Source organism: Silvania sp. (genome assembly GCF_051656365.1).
Classification (GTDB): Bacteria; Pseudomonadota; Gammaproteobacteria; order Enterobacterales; family Enterobacteriaceae; genus Enterobacter; species Enterobacter hatchlandensis.
Map to the genome: position 1 here is coordinate 25694 of NZ_JBOGBT010000044.1, position 16672 is coordinate 42365.

A 16672-nucleotide genomic window follows, 5' to 3' on the forward strand; every position below is an offset into this window, starting at 1 on the left:
TTGCAAAGGGTAATCAGGCACGTTTCTTTTGAATAACAAATGACGCAAGACTGTTGATACTCCGCATATAGGAAGGATCATCACTCTCTTCGACCTGAATGTTAAATTTTTTATCTAACAGGACAATAATCTCCGTAGCATCCACCGAATCAAGCTTTAGACCATTGCCAAACAGTGGCGTATCGTCATCTATTTGATGTTCTTCGCGTTGGATATTTAAACGCTGAATGATTTCAGCCTTAATTGTCACAAGTATGGCTTTCCGCTCGTCAATTTTCTCATTAATATTTGTCATACCATTCACTCCATTGATAAATCACAAAACGTCCCGAAAGTTAATAATCGTTCCCTGACTGATAATTCTTTTACCAACATTGGCCGTCACTGAGTAATGTTTAAAGCCGTTATTATCGGAAAAGGCAAGTTTACTGACCACTTCAATCGTATCGCCAGGATAGGCGGAATGCTTGAACTTCAAATTTTGTGCGGCCAGTACGCCACGAACCTGGGCCCGCCGCGTACGCATAATCTCAAGCATGTCGGGTTCATTGATACAGGTATGAATATCGCGCAAGGTTTTGAGAATTTTTCCCGTTTGCTGATAATAAATATCGCAAACATCGGTTAAAAACGAAAAGTACTCACTTGCCTGACCAAAAACTTCCGAGATAATCGCGCCGGGCATAATGGGGTCGTCCGGGAAATGCCCGGCCAGATAAGGATCGTTATAGGTCACATGCTTCAACACCTCAATAAAGCCATTTTCACCGTATTTATAATCTTTGATTTTATCGACCATCGACAAGGGCGGTCGCCAGCCCCCCATGGCGAGAAAGATTTTCGCTGGAATGATGTATTTAGACATATCTCACCGCATGACCATGCCACCATCAATCACGATGGTTTGACCAATAATGTAGCTGGCGGCAGAAGAGCTAAGATAGACAATCGTATTGGCCACTTCGTCACACTTTCCAAGACGCTTCAGTGGAATAGAATGCGTGATTTCGCGCACGACGGTACGGGATACTTTCTTCACCATTGTTGACTCAATCATCCCCGGTGCCACGGCATTGACGCGAACGCCCCGCGGCGCCAGTTCGGCAGCCAGCGTGCGGGTAAAGCTCAGCATCGCGCCCTTGGATGCGCTGTAGTTAATCTGACCCACGCTCGGAACAAGGGCGGCAATAGAGGCAACATTAATAATTGCCGGACTTTCTGCAGCACGTAATAACATGAGCGCTGCTTTTGTTAGCCGAAACACGCTCAGCACATTGGTATCAATAACCGCGCTAAAATCATCCTCACTCATGACTGCGAAAAGATTGTCTTTCACAATCCCGGCATTGTTCACCAGAACATCCACCTTCCCGGCTTCTCTGGACAACCATTCACAGAGCGCAGCAATGTCTTCCGGGCGTGTCAGGTCACACTTGACGATATGCAATTGTTCACCGCTGGGGTGTTGCGCTTTTAATTCCGTCAAGGGAGCAGAATGCGAATGATACAGCGCAAAAACTGAACAGTTTTGTTCAAGAAACTTAGCGCAAATGCTAAGACCGATATCACCACTGGCTCCGGTTACCAACACCGTTTTATTGGCGAGGTCGCTGTATTGATACATGTCCGTTTTGTACCTTACGTTAATAGATAATGGTTGCCGCTAATGCATAGGTACGGCAGTGGGAAATGCTCAGCGAAATAGTCGTAATACCCTGCTCTTCAACTATTTCTTTCATTCTTCCTGAAAGGTTAAATCGCGGTGCACCGTACTCATCATGCGCGATTTCTATATCATGAAAGCGAATACCCTTGCGAAATCCATAGCCGACGGCTTTAACAATCGACTCTTTCGCGGCCCAGAAACCCGAAGCGCGCTCATAGTCAGGTTCAGCAATATTAATTGCTTTCATTTCATGCTGCGTAAAGACGCGCTCAAGAAAACCCGATTTCCCATTAGAAATGGCCCTGGCAATCCTCGCAACTTCAACAATATCTGTCCCAATACGCATCATGTTTTCGCCGTTGTCACTACAGTCGATAAGCCACATTAAAATTAATCGTATAGTTATCGACGTCTAAATGTTCAGGATAGAGAAATGGGCTCGAGAGTGAAAGATCGTACTCCAGCGCCTTAATAGCACCTTTGAGGCCGACGACACCGCCCATAATTTTTCTCCCGCCGACATCCTGCGATGAACCTTTTCCGGTAACCTGACCATAATCCGTGCCCAAATACGCTACCGCGTTTTTATGCCCTGTCATTAAATTCAGCGTATTTTGAACAAAGAAACCTTTATTCCCATCAATACCGTCGCTATTTTCGAAGCCACGTACGGTCCATCGATTACCGACGGTAATTTTATCCTGCAACGTCAGGTTATCAGGAGAATACTGTACACCCAGATTAAGATCGTAATAAGCCTCTGTGGGCAATAAAGTCAGCCATTTCACATAATTCACATTCAGATTCACAATCTGACTACGGCTACTGACGTCACCACTGCGCATATCCGGTGTTTGGGTTCCGCCGAACTCCGGCATAAAACGCTGCCAGCTTAAGCTCGAATCTAATGTCGCCCCGGTATAGTTTTGCTTATAGTTTAAACCTAACCGTAAATTGCCCATATCACGCTTTTGCAAAACTAAATCAGCGCCTCCCAGACTGTAGTCATACTTACGTCTGATGACCTCAACGCTGGTAGACAGTTTTGAGTTCGCATCCCGACGTAGCATTCTGTAGCCTTTAAGACTGAGGTATTCCGTTTTCCCGATATAGTCAAAAAGATAAGAGCCAATATTGATTCCCTGCCTGGATTTACTGTTACTGTAAAAAAGACTAAATTCTGAGTAGCCAACGGGAAAGCTATAATAGGTGCTAACGTTTTTATAACCGCCGGTCTGGCTACTGGTACCCGCGAGATAAAAGAGATCGCTGATCCTGGCGACATTATATAAATACCCTGTCGCGCCAATCAGCTGGCTACCGGTGCTCTTGTCACCAAAATTATTGTACGCTGTGCGAAAATTCCATTTTGTTGCGCGTTGTGTATCAATTACAACCTTGCTGGTGCCATTGACATCACCGGGAACAATATTAATTTTAACATCGACACCAGGCGTTCTTTGGATATTTTCCAGGCCTTGCTCAATATCCCTGATATTGAGAATGTCGTCTTTACCAAAGGGAAGCAAGGCTTTGTTTATATCACCACGGGTAACAATGACCTCTGAAATTCGCCCAGGCACCACGGTCAGGGTCAGTTTTTTAGATAACAAATCCTGTGATGGTGTCTCCACCCGCGTAGTGACATATCCCGAACGGATAAAATAATCCTGAACCAGTATCGCAACCTTGCCAATACCCTTCTCGCCGAGGCATTTCCCGGCCACATTTTGCTTTATTTTTCGGATGCCGCGATCGTGCAGAAAATCCCTTTCCAGCACTAATTCATCGATGTTCCAACAGGGCGATTCCTGAGCAAACTCGCTGTCGACGTCGGGTTTATCTTTGATTTCAGAAAAGACGTCTTTTTTCTCTATTTTGCTTTCCTGAAGAGATGTGCTGTCATTATTTTGCTGTTCTTTTATAAGGCGACCCAAAGGCACATCAGCCTGCGACTGAAAGCTAATTGCAAGTAAACATGCAGCAACGCTGAAAAAGTATCGAATATCCATTCCATGTCCTGATAAGGTAAAAGCAGTAATCGCTTACTGCTTTTACCTGTTAGGTAATTACTTACCGACTACTTTGCCAAAAATATTGACAATTTTCGCGGTGGTTTGCAGTCCTTTTTCACCACCTACTACGGCCCAAAAACCATTGTTATAAACTTTATTAGTATTGATTACAGCGTTGCCTTGAGTATATATTTTACTGTAATTATAAATGTTATCACTTGCCGTTACGTTTAATACGGAATCTGCAACAAGATTGCCGTAGTTAACAATGTTTTTAGCATTGACAACGGTAGTCTCTCCAGAGATGTTACTGCCGTAATAGTTTTTGAGATCATTATCGGATGTAATAGTCAGGGTTTTCTTCGCAGAATAATCCTTACCGTTGCCGACATTTTTACCTTTCAGGGTTAAATTGGCATCAGCACTGATGGTGTGATCGTTATTTAAATTACCAGTAGTAGTAACGGTCACGTCATTTTTACCACTAATCCATCCTCTGTTGTGAAAATCGCCATTGATATTGATTACTACATCACTGTCGGATGCAATAATCCCCCTTGCAGTATTGTTCACAATAGAACCGTCGCCTTTGAGGGTTAAACCTTTAGCATCAATGCGCAGATCGCCAGAACTGTACAGGGTGCCATAATCAGCGTTAATTTTATTCGCCGCAATAGTTACATTCCCGGCATTCGCCGCAACCTGCCCATATGAGCTGGCCATATCCCCTGTTAAGTTGATGTTGATATCACCGGTCTGTGCAACAATACGGCCAGCTTTATTATTCAGGCTTTTAGCCGTAATATCGACGCCAGTACCTGAAATCAATCCACCATCCTGATTGGCAAAACCAAGATACCTACCCACGAGAGGACCAAACATGTAACTATCACTGGCAGTGATATTGCCCGCCGCGTTAAGCGTTAAATTTTCATCAGCAACCATCATTGAATATTGATTATTCATATCAGATTGTGATTGGATATTGATGTTTTTTGCCAGGATGACGGAACTGCTGTTTTTCACATTTTTTGCTTTGATGACGACATCGCCATCGGTTGACGTCACGACTCCAATTCGACTGTCATAGGTATCGCTGAGGTCAATATTAACGCCTTTCATACCGTTGATGCCCGACTGACTGGTGTTGAGCTTACGTCCTTTCAGCGAAATGTTCTCGCTGCTTTCAATACTCCCCTGATAGTTATCAATATCCCTTATTGTCTCTACGTGGATATCTTTTGAGGAAGCAATCGTCCCGCCCCGGTTAAACAGGTAATCGGCAGACATTTCAATACCATTGCCGGCAATAATACCTAGAGATTCTGCGCCGGTGGTGTCGGCCGAGTCAGTATAATTATTTTTAATCGCTTTCGTGGTTTTAAGCTTTACGGTGCCTACGTTGGAACGTATCAATCCGCTGACGTTATCAATATTACCCGTACTGTCAATTTCCACATTTTCATAGGAATCAATCACACCGGAATTATTGTTCATGGTCGTGTTTTTTGAACCCACGTAGTAAGCATGAATTTGACCATTCTCGTTGCTGAATTCCCCTGTATCCAGGACGACAACTGCCGCTTCAATACCCGCTGTTTTGGCCTTTCCTGAGTTAGTCAGTTTCTTACCGGAGGTATTCACCGCCAATGTCGCGCCCGCGGCTAATTTGCCATTCGTGTTGTCTAACGCACCGCTGGTAATATAGGTGTTTTCTGTCGAGGAGATGCTACCCGAACCGGTATTGGCGATGGCATTATTGGCGGTATTGATGGTGATCGATTTATCGCTACCGATGGTACCGGTAATATTTTCCAGCTTATCATTGGTACTGACAGTAAGGTTGCCGCTGGAATTAATGGTGGCTTTGTTATTGATAAGCTTGCCGTTACTGGCAATGTTAACCCCGCTTACGCCACCTGCGATAGTGCCTTCGTTACGGACACCCATCCCACTTTCAGTACTGATCAGGCTGATCTTATTGGCGTACATTCCACCCAATCGTGAAACATCCACGCCATAAGAGCTACCTGCCTTGCCCGACGCCATGACCTGGCCTGTCACCGTACCATCGGTATTAATCGCGTTGCTCCCTGAGACAACGGAGAGTTCGCCTACTTTTATCTCTCCGATCACTTTCACGCTGCGCGCCAGAATCTCAGTAGGCGATTCACTCTGAAATCCGCCCACGGTAATGGTCCCGCCGTTGACAGAATAGCCAGCAAGCGCACCGTCTTGAACGTTCGGCGTCCCCGTCGTCAGGGTCCCTTTGCTTGCGTTGATAAAACCGCCGCCTTGCGTGGTGATCCCATTTGGGTTTGCAATGATCAGATGTGCTGAGTCGCCAGCCACTTCCATCATCCCACTGATAGTACTGGCATTGGTGGAGGTTACTTCGTTAAGAATGACTTTTGCCGTTCCGCCCGCCATGTTGGCGTTAGCCGCAATTTGTCCGCCTAATACAGTGTCAGTCGCGGTCGCGGCGTTATTAAAGATCACCCCTTCTTTAGGTACGTTCAGACTTTCATAAATATTATGAGATAATCCATTACCGTTTGCTTCCTTGATATTCACCACGGTAACGCCGTTAGCTGCTGATGTAATACTGCCATTAATAATTGAAATATCAGCGGCGTGTGCCATTACAGGTAATAGCAGTAACAACGATGCGGCAATCGGGTTTAATTTGATTGCCTTATGTTTGTTTTTGTTCTGTTTCATATAAACCTTTTGAAAATAGTATTATTGAATGCAGTCAAAAGTAAAAAGCCAAAACCCTGGCATGGTTATTCACCTTCGACCGTTTTGCGCAACATATTCATGTCGAGATTAATTTGCGCATATCACATTGAGTGAAAATATATTTAATGGGTTCGAAGATGCCAGCAAAGGTGCATACTAAAAAATGACGAGGCCAGGACTTGAAATAAAAACATAATACGCTCCTTGTACAGAATGCTTTCACTTGAACTTGTCGAGAAAGGTCGGGTGAGAGGATACTTTGTCCGTTTCATGCCTCCTGATTCAGCCTTATCAGATTGCTAGTTTTCCGGTTTGCATGATGAACAAAAAGTGAATTGTTACTCATGTTATTAAATCCTTCCTGTAATATGATTTAAATCAAATTTCGGGATGAGTCAGCGGGTTGAGCGGCAGAATTAAACATGAATGACCTCGACTGACGTGACTTTCCACGAATTATTCTCTGCTTGAAGATGATTCACAGATGAATTTCCGGTTTAGCATTAATGATAATAATGAAGGTTACCGATGAAATCAGGGTTAGGGGGCTCCGTCATCCTCACCGCACTTTGTTGCACCTCTGCGAAACATGCTTTAAAAATTCTTTATAAACAGGGGGCTATTCAATAAACGTTATGTGAATCTCACCCTGCACCGGGTTTTTCATCTTTCCCAGAGTTATTAAGGGTTTTGCAGACAGTCATAAATTTAACTCACCTTAAAACCCATTGATTCTAAAAATGAAAAAAATAAGAAATATTCATACTGTGACAGACCTGGTGTGAACAGCGTGATGAGGATGTACGCATGGTTTCCCTTTCAAAGCGTAAAGGGCTACCGATCCTCGCGTTCCCGGCGCGACAGAACGCCATATCCACCCGAAGCATTACGCCGACATCCGCTTAACCGCACAAATCATTCGTTATGGAAATGTTTGTTTATCTTACCTCTGTTTACCCCACTCCTGACTCGCACTACACTGGTCGCGCTTTTTAGACAGAGGTGGTAATGAACGATTATAAAATGACACCAGGCGAGTTACGCGCCACCTGGGGTTTAGGGACTGTTTTTTCATTGCGTATGCTCGGCATGTTTATGGTCCTGCCCGTTCTGACTACATACGGCATGGCGCTGCAGGGGGCGAGTGAAGCGCTGATTGGCCTGGCGATCGGGATTTACGGCCTGGCGCAGGCGGTGTTTCAGATCCCCTTTGGTCTGCTCTCGGACCGCGTGGGCCGCAAGCCGCTGATTATCGGTGGATTAATGGTCTTTGTGGTCGGCAGTATTATCGCCGCCCTCTCCCACTCCATCTGGGGCATTATTCTTGGCCGTGCGCTGCAAGGCTCCGGCGCTATCGCGGCGGCAGTAATGGCGCTGCTTTCTGACTTAACGCGAGAACAGAACCGAACCAAAGCGATGGCCTTTATTGGCGTCAGCTTCGGCGTGACCTTTGCTATCGCAATGGTTCTGGGTCCGATCATTACCCATGCCCTGGGTTTGAATGCCTTATTCTGGATGATTGCCCTGCTGGCAACCCTCGGCATCGCCCTGACAATATGGGTCGTACCGGACAGTAAAAATCACGTTCTGAACCGCGAATCGGGGATGGTGAAAGGCTGCTTCAGCAAAGTGCTGGCTGAACCGCGCCTACTGAAGCTGAACTTTGGCATTATGTGCCTGCATATTCTGCTGATGTCCACCTTTGTCGCCCTGCCCGGCCAGCTTGCCGCAGCGGGTTTTCCGGCCGCTGAGCACTGGAAAGTCTATCTGGTGACGATGCTGATCTCGTTTGTCTCCGTCGTGCCGTTTATCATCTATGCCGAAGTGAAGCGACGGATGAAGCGCGTCTTCCTCGCCTGCGTCGCGCTGCTGCTCATCGCCGAAATCGTGCTCTGGGGCTCGGGTCCGCACTTCTGGGAGCTGATTGCCGGCGTACAGCTGTTCTTCCTCGCCTTCAATCTGATGGAAGCCCTGCTGCCGTCGTTGATCAGTAAAGAGTCACCGGCGGGTTACAAAGGGACGGCGATGGGGATTTACTCCACCAGCCAGTTTATCGGCGTGGCAATTGGTGGCGCGCTGGGCGGCTGGGTCGATGGATTTTTTGATTCTCAGACCGTGTTCCTGGCGGGCGCACTGCTGGCGACAGTCTGGCTGCTGGTCGCCAGCACCATGAAAGAGCCCCGCTACGTCAGCAGTCTGCGGGTAGAAATACCGCACGATGTCGAGATTAATGACGAGTTAAAACAGCGAATTGAGAGCAAAGAAGGGGTCAGTGAGGTATTACTGGTGCCTGAAGAGCGCAGTTTGTACGTCAAGATCGACAGTAAAGTGACCAACCGCGTAGAAGTTGAACTGGCGCTAAAAGCCTGAAAACAAGCCCGGCGAGCCGGGCTTGTCTCTTAATCGCGGAAGTTTTTGAACTGGAACGGCTGGCCAAGATCGCTGCCGCGCACCAGCGCCATCACGCCCTGCAGGTCGTCACGGGATTTACCGGTTACGCGAATTTCTTCACCCTGAATCTGCGCCTGCACTTTCAGCTTGCTGTCTTTGATGAGCTTGACGATTTTCTTCTGCATCGCGCTCTCAATGCCCTGCTTCAGTTTGGCTTCAACAAACCAGGTTTTGCCGCTGTGTACGAACTCTTCTGGCACATCAAGGGACGTCCCTTCAATGCCGCGCTTTAACAGCTTTGCACGCAGAATGTCCAGCAACTGCGTCACCTGAAAATCAGATTCGCTGAGCACCTTAATGGTCTTATTCGCGTCGTTCAGCTCAAAACTGGCCTCAACGCCACGAAAATCGAAACGTGTCTCAACTTCACGGCTTGCGTTATCCACGCCGTTACGTACTTCCTGGATATCAACTTCGGAAACAATATCGAAAGATGGCATCTTTTCTTCTCCCTTTACTTTTGTTGCGTTGCATAATACCCGCAACGAGGCATAACTCAACAGAAGCTTAGCTGTCGACGCTATACTTAATGCTGTAACACCTGGTGTGGTTGCAGGTGAGGAGGAACAATGAAAATTACCGTGCTTGGATGCGGAGCGCTTGGACAACTTTGGCTGACCGCACTGTGCAAACATGGACATGAAGTACAGGGCTGGCTGCGCGTGCCACAGCCCTATTGCAGTGTAAACCTGATTGATGAAGATGGGAGTATCTTTAACGAATCTCTTATTGCAAACGATCCTGACTTCCTGGCACAGAGCGATTTGCTGCTGGTGACACTGAAAGCCTGGCAGGTTTCCGATGCTGTCAGAGCGCTGGCCTCCACCCTTCCCCGCACCTCGCCGATTATGCTGCTGCACAACGGTATGGGCACCATTGAAGAGTTAAAAAGCATCCACCAGCCGCTGCTGATGGCGATCACCACCCATGCCGCGCGTCGGGATGGCAACGTGATCGTCCATGTCGCCAGCGGCATGACTCACATTGGTCCGGCGAGAGCGCAGGAGGGTGACTACAGTGGACTTGCCGATCTGTTTCAGCAGGTGCTGCCGGATGTGGCCTGGCATGACAATATTCGCCCGCAAATGTGGCGCAAGCTGGCGGTGAACTGCGTGATTAACCCGCTGACGGCCCTGCTGGACTGTCCGAATGGTGAACTGAAGAATCATCCACAGAAGCTGGCCACGCTGTGCGCTGAAGTGGCTGCCGTTGTTGAGCGCGAAGGGATCCACACCTCGGTGGACGATATTCGCTATTACGTCGAAGAGGTCATTGAAAGCACGGCGCAGAATATCTCGTCGATGCTGCAGGACGTGCGCGGGTTACGCCACACCGAAATCGACTACATCACCGGATACCTGCTAAAACGCGCCCGTGCACACGGCATCAGTGTGCCTGAAAATGTCTATCTGTATGAGCAGGTTAAACGTAAGGAGAGTGAATATGAGCGCATCAGCCCTGGTATGTCTCGCCCCTGGTAGCGAAGAAACCGAAGCGGTCACTACAATCGATCTGCTGGTTCGCGCCGGGATTAGCGTCACGACCGCGAGCGTCGCCAGCGATGGCAATCTGATTATCACCTGTTCGCGAGGCGTGAAAATTGTAGCCGATGCGCCGCTGGTGGAGGTCGCCGACGGCGATTACGATGTCATCGTCCTGCCCGGCGGCCTGCAGGGTGCGGAGTGCTTTCGCGACAACCCACTGCTGGTCGAGACCGTCCGACAGTTTCATCTTTCCGGGCGAATTGTTGCCGCCATTTGCGCCGCTGCTGCCACCGTACTGGTCCCGCACAATATCTTCCCTATGGGTAATATGACCGGTTTTCCGACCCTGAAGGATCGTATTCCAGAAGCGCAGTGGGTGGATAAGCGTGTGGTCTGGGATCCGCGCGTCAATCTGCTTACCAGCCAGGGGCCAGGCACCTCGATTGATTTTGCGTTAAAGATGATTGAACTGCTGGTTGGACGCGAAAAAGCCTACGACGTGGCGTCATCGCTGGTCATGGCGGCAGGGATTTATAACTACTACGAAGCATAGAAATTGCCCGGCGGCACTGCGCTTGCCGGGCATCACGGCTACGGGCGATACACCTTCACATTGGTAAAGCCCTGCTCGCGCAGATAGAGCGCCTGCAGGCGGCTCATCACGCCGCGCTCGCACCACAGCAGATACGTTTTGCTCTTATCCAGATCGCCAAACTTCGTGCTCAGCTTATAGAACGGCAGCGAAGTCACTTCAACGCCTTCCGGCGTAAATGGATTTGCGTCCTGCTCATCACTGGAGCGAATATCCAGCAGCACATCGTCCGGGCCAAAACCGGTTACGGTTTCAACTTCCACCACGTCCTGCGCGGTCTGCTGGGCGATTTCACGGATATCGATATTGGACGCCTCAGCGACCACTTTATCCAGGATACCGAAATCGAAATTCAGTTCTTCGGCTTCAATCTTCCCCTTCACCGCTTTGACGGTTGGGCTTTTCGAAATCACACCGCAGTATTCAGGCATGGTACGGGCAAAATCGGCGGTGCCGATCTCACGCGCAAGATCGATGATGTGCTCTTTATCGTGAGAGATCAGAGGACGCAGGATCAAGGTATCAGACACGTTGTCGATAAGGCGCAGGTTGGTCAGCGTCTGGCTGGAAACCTGGCCCAGCGCTTCGCCGGTTACCAGCGCCTGCACGCCGTAGCGCTCAGCCACCTGGGAGGCGGCACGCACCATCATGCGCTTGAGCACCACGCCCATCTGGCCGTCTTCCACTTTTTCGAGGATTTCGCCGACCACGGGTTCGAAGTTAACGGCGACAAAACGCACGCGGTGGGAGCTGCCAAAACGTTTCCACAGGTAATGTGCCACCTGACGAACGCCGATTTCATGCGCGGCACCGCCCAGGTTAAAGAAGCAGTAATGCACGCGACAGCCGCGACGCATCAGCATATAGCTGGAGACGCCGGAGTCAAAACCGCCGGAGATCAGTGACAGCACGTCTTCCTGCGTCCCGATCGGATACCCGCCAATGCCCTCATAGCGGCCATTAACCAGCAGCAGACGATCGTTTTCGATTTCAAGATTCACCGTCACGTCCGGACGCGTCAGCTTCACGCGCGCAGACTCAATATGCTGATTCAGACCGCCGCCAATATAGCGTTCGGCTTCGATTGAGGTGAACTCATGCTTTCCACGACGTTTAACACGTACGCAGAAGGATTTACCTTCAACTTCAGGGCGAAACTGCACCAGCACTTTTTCGAAAATATCGTGAAGCGAGGTGAACGGCACATCTTCGACATCCAGAATGTGGTGGATCCCTGGAATGCGCGTCAGCGCGTCGCGGATGTCGAGACGCTGGCTTTCATCTTTGGCGCGAACTTCAATGTGATCCCAATGGCGAACAATCGCGAGGGTTTCTTCATATTCTTTTAGGACGTTACGAATGTTACCGGTCAATATTTTAATAAAGCGCAAACGCACAGATTGGCTTTTGATAGTGATTTCCGGGAACAATTTAATGATAAACTTCATGGCGGCAATATTTCGTTGGCAAGCCGGTAAAGGCTTGTGATGGAAGAGAGTACAGCAGCCTGCATATCCACCAGGCTGCATCCAGGCCCGCAAGTATACCACCATCGCGAAGCGCCTGTGCATATTGCGCGTTATTTGATAATTACCCTGAGTCCGATACCATATCAGGGATAAAAAACTGAGAGTCAAAAATTCACTATGCCGAAGAAAAACGATGCACCTGCCAGTTTCGAAACTGCGCTGAGTGAACTGGAGCAAATCGTTACCCGTCTGGAAAGCGGCGACCTGCCGTTAGAAGAGGCGCTTAATGAGTTCGAACGCGGCGTGCAGCTTGCACGTCAGGGCCAGGTTAAGCTGCAGCAGGCAGAACAGCGCGTGCAGATCCTGCTCTCCGATAACGAAGATGCTTCCCCGACCCCCTTCACGCCGGACGCCGAGTAAATGGATTTCCCGAACCAGCTTCAGGCGTGCGTTGAGCGTGCTAACGATGCGTTGCGCCGGTTTATCGACCCGCAGCCTTTTCAGAACACTCCACTGGTTGAGGCCATGCACTATGGCGCATTGTTAGGCGGCAAACGCCTACGCCCGTTTTTGGTGTATGCCACCGGCAGAATGTTCGGTATCAGCGATGACACGCTGGATGCCCCGGCAGCAGCGGTTGAATGTATTCACGCCTACTCGCTGATCCACGATGATTTACCGGCGATGGACGATGACGATCTGCGCCGCGGCCAGCCGACCTGCCACATCAAGTTTGGTGAAGCGAACGCGATCCTGGCAGGCGACGCGCTACAGACGCTGGCCTTTTCGATTCTGAGCGATGCCCCAATGGTTGAGGTAGCGGACCGGGATCGTCTGGCGATGGTGTCAGAGCTGGCTAACGCCAGCGGCGTGGCCGGCATGTGCGGTGGTCAGGCGCTGGATCTGGAGGCCGAAGGCCGTCAGGTTAATCTGGAACAGCTTGAGCGCATTCATCGCCATAAAACCGGCGCGCTGATTCAGGCGGCCGTGCGGTTAGGTGCGCTGAGCGCGGGCGAGCGCGGGCGTCAGGCCCTGCCGATTCTGGATCGCTACGCACAGAGTATCGGTTTAGCATTCCAGGTTCAGGATGACATTCTGGATGTCGTGGGCGATACTGCAACATTGGGGAAACGTCAGGGTGCCGATCAGCAGCTTGGTAAAAGTACCTATCCCGCCCTACTGGGCCTTGAGCAAGCCCAACAAAAAGCCCGGGACCTGATTAATGATGCCCGCCAGTCGCTAGACCTACTGGCCGCGCAGTCACTGGACACCTCGGCACTGGAAGCGCTAGCGGACTATATAATCCAGCGTGATAAATAAACATACAATCTCGATGAGCCTTTGATGAGTTTTGATATTGCCAAATACCCGACGCTGGCGTTGGTTGACTCCACCCAGGAGTTACGTCTGTTGCCGAAAGAGAGTCTGCCGAAGCTGTGCGACGAACTGCGTCGCTATCTGCTCGACAGCGTAAGCCGTTCCAGTGGCCATTTCGCCTCCGGGCTTGGCACAGTGGAGCTCACCGTGGCGCTGCACTATGTCTACAATACCCCGTTCGATCAGCTGATCTGGGACGTGGGCCATCAGGCATATCCGCACAAAATTCTCACCGGTCGTCGGGATAAAATTGGCACTATTCGCCAGAAAGGCGGCCTGCACCCGTTCCCATGGCGCGGCGAGAGCGAGTACGACGTGCTGAGCGTCGGTCACTCCTCTACCTCTATTTCTGCCGGGATCGGGATTGCCGTGGCGGCCGCGAAAGAGGGCAAACAGCGCCGCACCGTCAGCGTGATTGGCGATGGTGCCATCACCGCTGGAATGGCGTTTGAAGCGATGAACCACGCCGGGGATATCAAACCGGACATGCTGGTGGTCCTCAATGACAACGAGATGTCGATTTCCGAAAACGTCGGTGCGCTGAATAACCACCTGGCGCAGCTACTGTCCGGCAAGCTCTATTCCACCCTGCGCGAAGGCGGTAAAAAGGTCTTTTCCGGCGTTCCGCCGATCAAAGAGCTGCTGCGTCGCACCGAAGAGCACATCAAAGGGATGGTCGTACCCGGTACGCTGTTCGAAGAGCTGGGCTTTAACTACATCGGCCCGGTAGACGGTCACGACGTTCTGGGGCTGGTCACCACGCTGAAAAACATGCGCGACCTGAAAGGCCCGCAGTTCCTGCACATCATGACCAAAAAAGGCCGGGGCTACGAACCGGCAGAAAAAGATCCAATCACCTTCCACGCGGTACCAAAATTCGATCCGACCAGCGGCTGTCTGCCAAAAAGCAGCGGCGGCATGCCGAGCTATTCGAAGATATTCGGCGACTGGCTGTGTGAAACCGCCGCCAAAGACAGCAAGCTGATGGCCGTGACCCCGGCGATGCGCGAAGGCTCCGGGATGGTCGAGTTTTCCAAAAAATACCCGACGCAATATTTTGACGTGGCGATTGCCGAGCAGCATGCGGTAACCTTCGCCGCAGGTCTGGCGATTGGCGGCTACAAGCCGGTGGTGGCGATCTACTCCACCTTCCTGCAGCGCGCTTACGATCAGGTGATCCACGACGTCGCAATCCAGAAATTACCGGTGCTCTTTGCCATTGACCGGGCAGGTATTGTCGGGGCCGACGGCCAGACCCATCAGGGGGCGTTTGATCTCTCCTACTTGCGCTGTATCCCGGATATGGTGGTGATGACGCCGAGCGACGAGAACGAATGCCGTCAGATGCTGTTCACCGGCTATCACTATCAGGACGGCCCGACGGCGGTGCGCTATCCGCGCGGGAATGCAGTCGGCGTGACGCTGGAACCGCTGCAACAACTGCCGATTGGCAAAGCGGTTATTAAACGTGAAGGCGAAAAGCTGGCGATCCTGAACTTCGGGACGCTGATGCCGGAAGCGGCACAAGTCGCGGAATCCCTCAACGCCACGCTGGTGGATATGCGCTTTGTCAAACCGCTGGATGAGACGCTGATTCTGGAGATGGCGGCGCGACACGATGCCCTGATCACTCTCGAAGAGAATGCCATTATGGGCGGTGCTGGCAGCGGCGTGAACGAAGTATTGATGGCCAACCGCAAGCCTGTACCGGTGCTCAATCTCGGCCTGCCGGATCGCTTTATTCCGCAGGGCACGCAGGATGAAGCCCGCGCCGAAATCGGACTTGATGCCGCCGGCATCGAAGCGCGTATCGCCGCCTGGCTGGCGTAATCCCTCCCCTTTCTGCTCCTGCTATGCTTAAGGTACTGTTTTAAGCAATCAGCAGGAGTGGAACCATGCAATACAATACATTAGGAAAAACAGATCTTAAGGTTTCCCGTTTATGTCTGGGTTGTATGACCTTTGGCGAACCGGACCGGGGTAAGCACGCCTGGACCTTGCCTGAAGAGAGCAGTCGCCTGATTATCAAGCACGCCCTCGATGGCGGAATTAACTTCTTTGATACCGCTAACAGCTATTCCGACGGCAGCAGCGAGGAGATCGTTGGCCGGGCGCTGCGCGACTTCGCCCGCCGGGAAGACGTTGTGGTCGCCACCAAGGTCTATCACCAGGTGGGCGACCTGGCGGAAGGGCTCTCACGGGCGCAGATACTTCGCTCCATCGACGACAGCCTGCAACGCCTGAATATGGATTATGTCGATCTGCTGCAGATCCACCGCTGGGATTACAACACCCCAATCGAAGAGACGCTGGACGCGCTGAATGAAGTGGTCAAAGCGGGGAAAGCGCGCTATATCGGCGCCTCATCGATGCATGCGGCCCAGTTTGCCGAGGCGCTGGCGCTACAGGCCCAGAACGACTGGGCGCCGTTTGTCACCATGCAGGATCACTACAACCTTATCTATCGGGAAGAAGAGCGCGAGATGTTGCCCCTCTGTTATCAGCACGGCGTGGCGGTGATCCCCTGGAGTCCGCTGGCGCGCGGGCGTTTAACCCGCCCATGGGGTGAAACCACCGCCCGTTCGGTATCCGATGAGTTTGGCAAAACGCTGTATGATGAAACCGAAGCGAACAATGCGCAAATTGCCGAGCGCTTAACGGCCATCGCAGATGAACTGGACGTCACGCGCGCGCAGGTGGCGCTGGCATGGGTGCTGAGCAAACGCGGTGTTGCCGCCCCGATTATTGGCGCCTCGCGCGAAGAGCAGCTGGACGAGTTGATGAACGCGGTAGATTTAACCCTCACCCCAGAGCAGATTGCCGAGCTGGAAATGCCGTACCGGCAGCACCCTGTCGTGGGTTTTAAATAAAAAGCC

Annotated in this window: 15 protein-coding genes; 7 read left to right on the plus strand and 8 right to left on the minus strand. The window is 50.9% G+C overall.

All coding sequences use genetic code 11. From position 1 onward, the window contains the following. Positions 1 to 13: 13 nt before the first annotated feature. The 6 genes from ACRDD5_RS09375 to ACRDD5_RS09400 are packed head-to-tail and all read right to left on the minus strand — an operon-like array spanning position 14 to position 6402. The gene (locus ACRDD5_RS09375) at positions 14 to 295 is read right to left on the minus strand and encodes a phosphopantetheine-binding protein (RefSeq protein ID WP_438676599.1); all 282 of its coding nucleotides are present in this window, start codon (positions 293 to 295) and stop codon (positions 14 to 16) included. A 21-nt stretch (positions 296 to 316) separates the two neighbouring features. After that, on the minus strand, positions 317 to 865 hold the full coding sequence (locus ACRDD5_RS09380) for a 3-hydroxyacyl-ACP dehydratase FabZ family protein (RefSeq protein ID WP_438676600.1): 549 nt from the start codon (positions 863 to 865) through the stop codon (positions 317 to 319). 3 nt (positions 866 to 868) lie between these two features. Next, a complete protein-coding gene (locus tag ACRDD5_RS09385; RefSeq protein ID WP_438676601.1) occupies positions 869 to 1624 on the minus strand; it encodes an SDR family oxidoreductase in 756 nt (251 codons plus the stop codon). 19 nt (positions 1625 to 1643) lie between these two features. Next, positions 1644 to 2012: a holo-ACP synthase gene (gene acpS / locus ACRDD5_RS09390; RefSeq protein WP_438676618.1), complete on the minus strand. Its 369-nt coding sequence runs from the start codon at positions 2010 to 2012 to the stop codon at positions 1644 to 1646. A 19-nt stretch (positions 2013 to 2031) separates the two neighbouring features. Next, positions 2032 to 3678 carry a ShlB/FhaC/HecB family hemolysin secretion/activation protein gene (locus ACRDD5_RS09395; RefSeq protein WP_438676602.1) on the minus strand — a complete coding sequence of 549 codons (1647 nt, stop codon included), beginning with the start codon at positions 3676 to 3678 and terminating at the stop codon, positions 2032 to 2034. Positions 3679 to 3735: 57 nt separating this feature from the next. Then, entirely contained in the window at positions 3736 to 6402 is a 2667-nt protein-coding gene (locus ACRDD5_RS09400) for a two-partner secretion domain-containing protein (RefSeq protein WP_438676603.1), read from the minus strand. 1029 nt (positions 6403 to 7431) lie between these two features. Between ACRDD5_RS09400 and ACRDD5_RS09405 the strand changes: the two genes are divergently transcribed. Continuing rightward, a complete protein-coding gene (locus ACRDD5_RS09405; RefSeq protein WP_438676604.1) occupies positions 7432 to 8793 on the plus strand; it encodes an MFS transporter in 1362 nt (453 codons plus the stop codon). A 29-nt stretch (positions 8794 to 8822) separates the two neighbouring features. Here the strand turns inward: ACRDD5_RS09405 and ACRDD5_RS09410 are convergent, their stop codons facing one another. Further along, positions 8823 to 9314, minus strand: a complete 492-nt coding sequence (locus tag ACRDD5_RS09410; protein WP_271280899.1) for a YajQ family cyclic di-GMP-binding protein — start codon at positions 9312 to 9314, stop codon at positions 8823 to 8825. 129 nt (positions 9315 to 9443) lie between these two features. Between ACRDD5_RS09410 and panE the strand changes: the two genes are divergently transcribed. Continuing rightward, positions 9444 to 10355, plus strand: coding sequence for a 2-dehydropantoate 2-reductase (gene panE / locus ACRDD5_RS09415; RefSeq protein WP_271280898.1), 912 nt, complete (start codon positions 9444 to 9446; stop codon positions 10353 to 10355). Next, positions 10318 to 10911, plus strand: a complete 594-nt coding sequence (yajL, locus tag ACRDD5_RS09420) for a protein deglycase YajL (RefSeq protein ID WP_271280897.1) — start codon at positions 10318 to 10320, stop codon at positions 10909 to 10911. Before panE ends, yajL begins: the two co-directional genes overlap by 38 nt. A 38-nt stretch (positions 10912 to 10949) precedes the next feature. Here the strand turns inward: yajL and thiI are convergent, their stop codons facing one another. After that, the gene (gene thiI / locus ACRDD5_RS09425) at positions 10950 to 12398 is read right to left on the minus strand and encodes a tRNA uracil 4-sulfurtransferase ThiI (protein WP_271280896.1); all 1449 of its coding nucleotides are present in this window, start codon (positions 12396 to 12398) and stop codon (positions 10950 to 10952) included. A 198-nt stretch (positions 12399 to 12596) separates the two neighbouring features. On the opposite strand from thiI, the gene xseB reads away from it, so the two are divergent. From xseB to ACRDD5_RS09445, 4 genes are all read left to right on the plus strand, one after another. Continuing rightward, positions 12597 to 12839, plus strand: a complete 243-nt coding sequence (gene xseB, locus ACRDD5_RS09430; RefSeq protein ID WP_438676605.1) for an exodeoxyribonuclease VII small subunit — start codon at positions 12597 to 12599, stop codon at positions 12837 to 12839. Then, positions 12840 to 13739: a (2E,6E)-farnesyl diphosphate synthase gene (gene ispA / locus ACRDD5_RS09435; protein ID WP_271280894.1), complete on the plus strand. Its 900-nt coding sequence runs from the start codon at positions 12840 to 12842 to the stop codon at positions 13737 to 13739. Between the two features lie 24 nt (positions 13740 to 13763). Continuing rightward, positions 13764 to 15626, plus strand: a complete 1863-nt coding sequence (gene dxs, locus ACRDD5_RS09440) for a 1-deoxy-D-xylulose-5-phosphate synthase (RefSeq protein WP_438676606.1) — start codon at positions 13764 to 13766, stop codon at positions 15624 to 15626. A 65-nt stretch (positions 15627 to 15691) separates the two neighbouring features. After that, complete coding sequence (locus tag ACRDD5_RS09445) at positions 15692 to 16666, plus strand: aldo/keto reductase (protein ID WP_438676607.1); 975 nt, start codon at positions 15692 to 15694, stop codon at positions 16664 to 16666. The last annotated feature ends 6 nt before the right edge of the window (positions 16667 to 16672 follow it).

What these genes read in the sequence shown, in the direction of transcription:
- ACRDD5_RS09375 (WP_438676599.1), bottom strand. Translation starts at nt 295, where the DNA reads ATGACAAATATTAATGAGAAAATTGACGAGCGGAAAGCCATACTTGTG.
- ispA (WP_271280894.1), top strand. Translation starts at nt 12,840, where the DNA reads ATGGATTTCCCGAACCAGCTTCAGGCGTGCGTTGAGCGTGCTAACGAT.
- ACRDD5_RS09400 (WP_438676603.1), bottom strand. Translation starts at nt 6,402, where the DNA reads ATGAAACAGAACAAAAACAAACATAAGGCAATCAAATTAAACCCGATT.
- yajL (WP_271280897.1), top strand. Translation starts at nt 10,318, where the DNA reads ATGAGCGCATCAGCCCTGGTATGTCTCGCCCCTGGTAGCGAAGAAACC.
- thiI (WP_271280896.1), bottom strand. Translation starts at nt 12,398, where the DNA reads ATGAAGTTTATCATTAAATTGTTCCCGGAAATCACTATCAAAAGCCAA.
- ACRDD5_RS09410 (WP_271280899.1), bottom strand. Translation starts at nt 9,314, where the DNA reads ATGCCATCTTTCGATATTGTTTCCGAAGTTGATATCCAGGAAGTACGT.
- ACRDD5_RS09380 (WP_438676600.1), bottom strand. Translation starts at nt 865, where the DNA reads ATGTCTAAATACATCATTCCAGCGAAAATCTTTCTCGCCATGGGGGGC.
- ACRDD5_RS09395 (WP_438676602.1), bottom strand. Translation starts at nt 3,678, where the DNA reads ATGGATATTCGATACTTTTTCAGCGTTGCTGCATGTTTACTTGCAATT.
- acpS (WP_438676618.1), bottom strand. Translation starts at nt 2,012, where the DNA reads ATGCGTATTGGGACAGATATTGTTGAAGTTGCGAGGATTGCCAGGGCC.
- xseB (WP_438676605.1), top strand. Translation starts at nt 12,597, where the DNA reads ATGCCGAAGAAAAACGATGCACCTGCCAGTTTCGAAACTGCGCTGAGT.
- dxs (WP_438676606.1), top strand. Translation starts at nt 13,764, where the DNA reads ATGAGTTTTGATATTGCCAAATACCCGACGCTGGCGTTGGTTGACTCC.
- ACRDD5_RS09405 (WP_438676604.1), top strand. Translation starts at nt 7,432, where the DNA reads ATGAACGATTATAAAATGACACCAGGCGAGTTACGCGCCACCTGGGGT.
- ACRDD5_RS09385 (WP_438676601.1), bottom strand. Translation starts at nt 1,624, where the DNA reads ATGTATCAATACAGCGACCTCGCCAATAAAACGGTGTTGGTAACCGGA.
- ACRDD5_RS09445 (WP_438676607.1), top strand. Translation starts at nt 15,692, where the DNA reads ATGCAATACAATACATTAGGAAAAACAGATCTTAAGGTTTCCCGTTTA.
- panE (WP_271280898.1), top strand. Translation starts at nt 9,444, where the DNA reads ATGAAAATTACCGTGCTTGGATGCGGAGCGCTTGGACAACTTTGGCTG.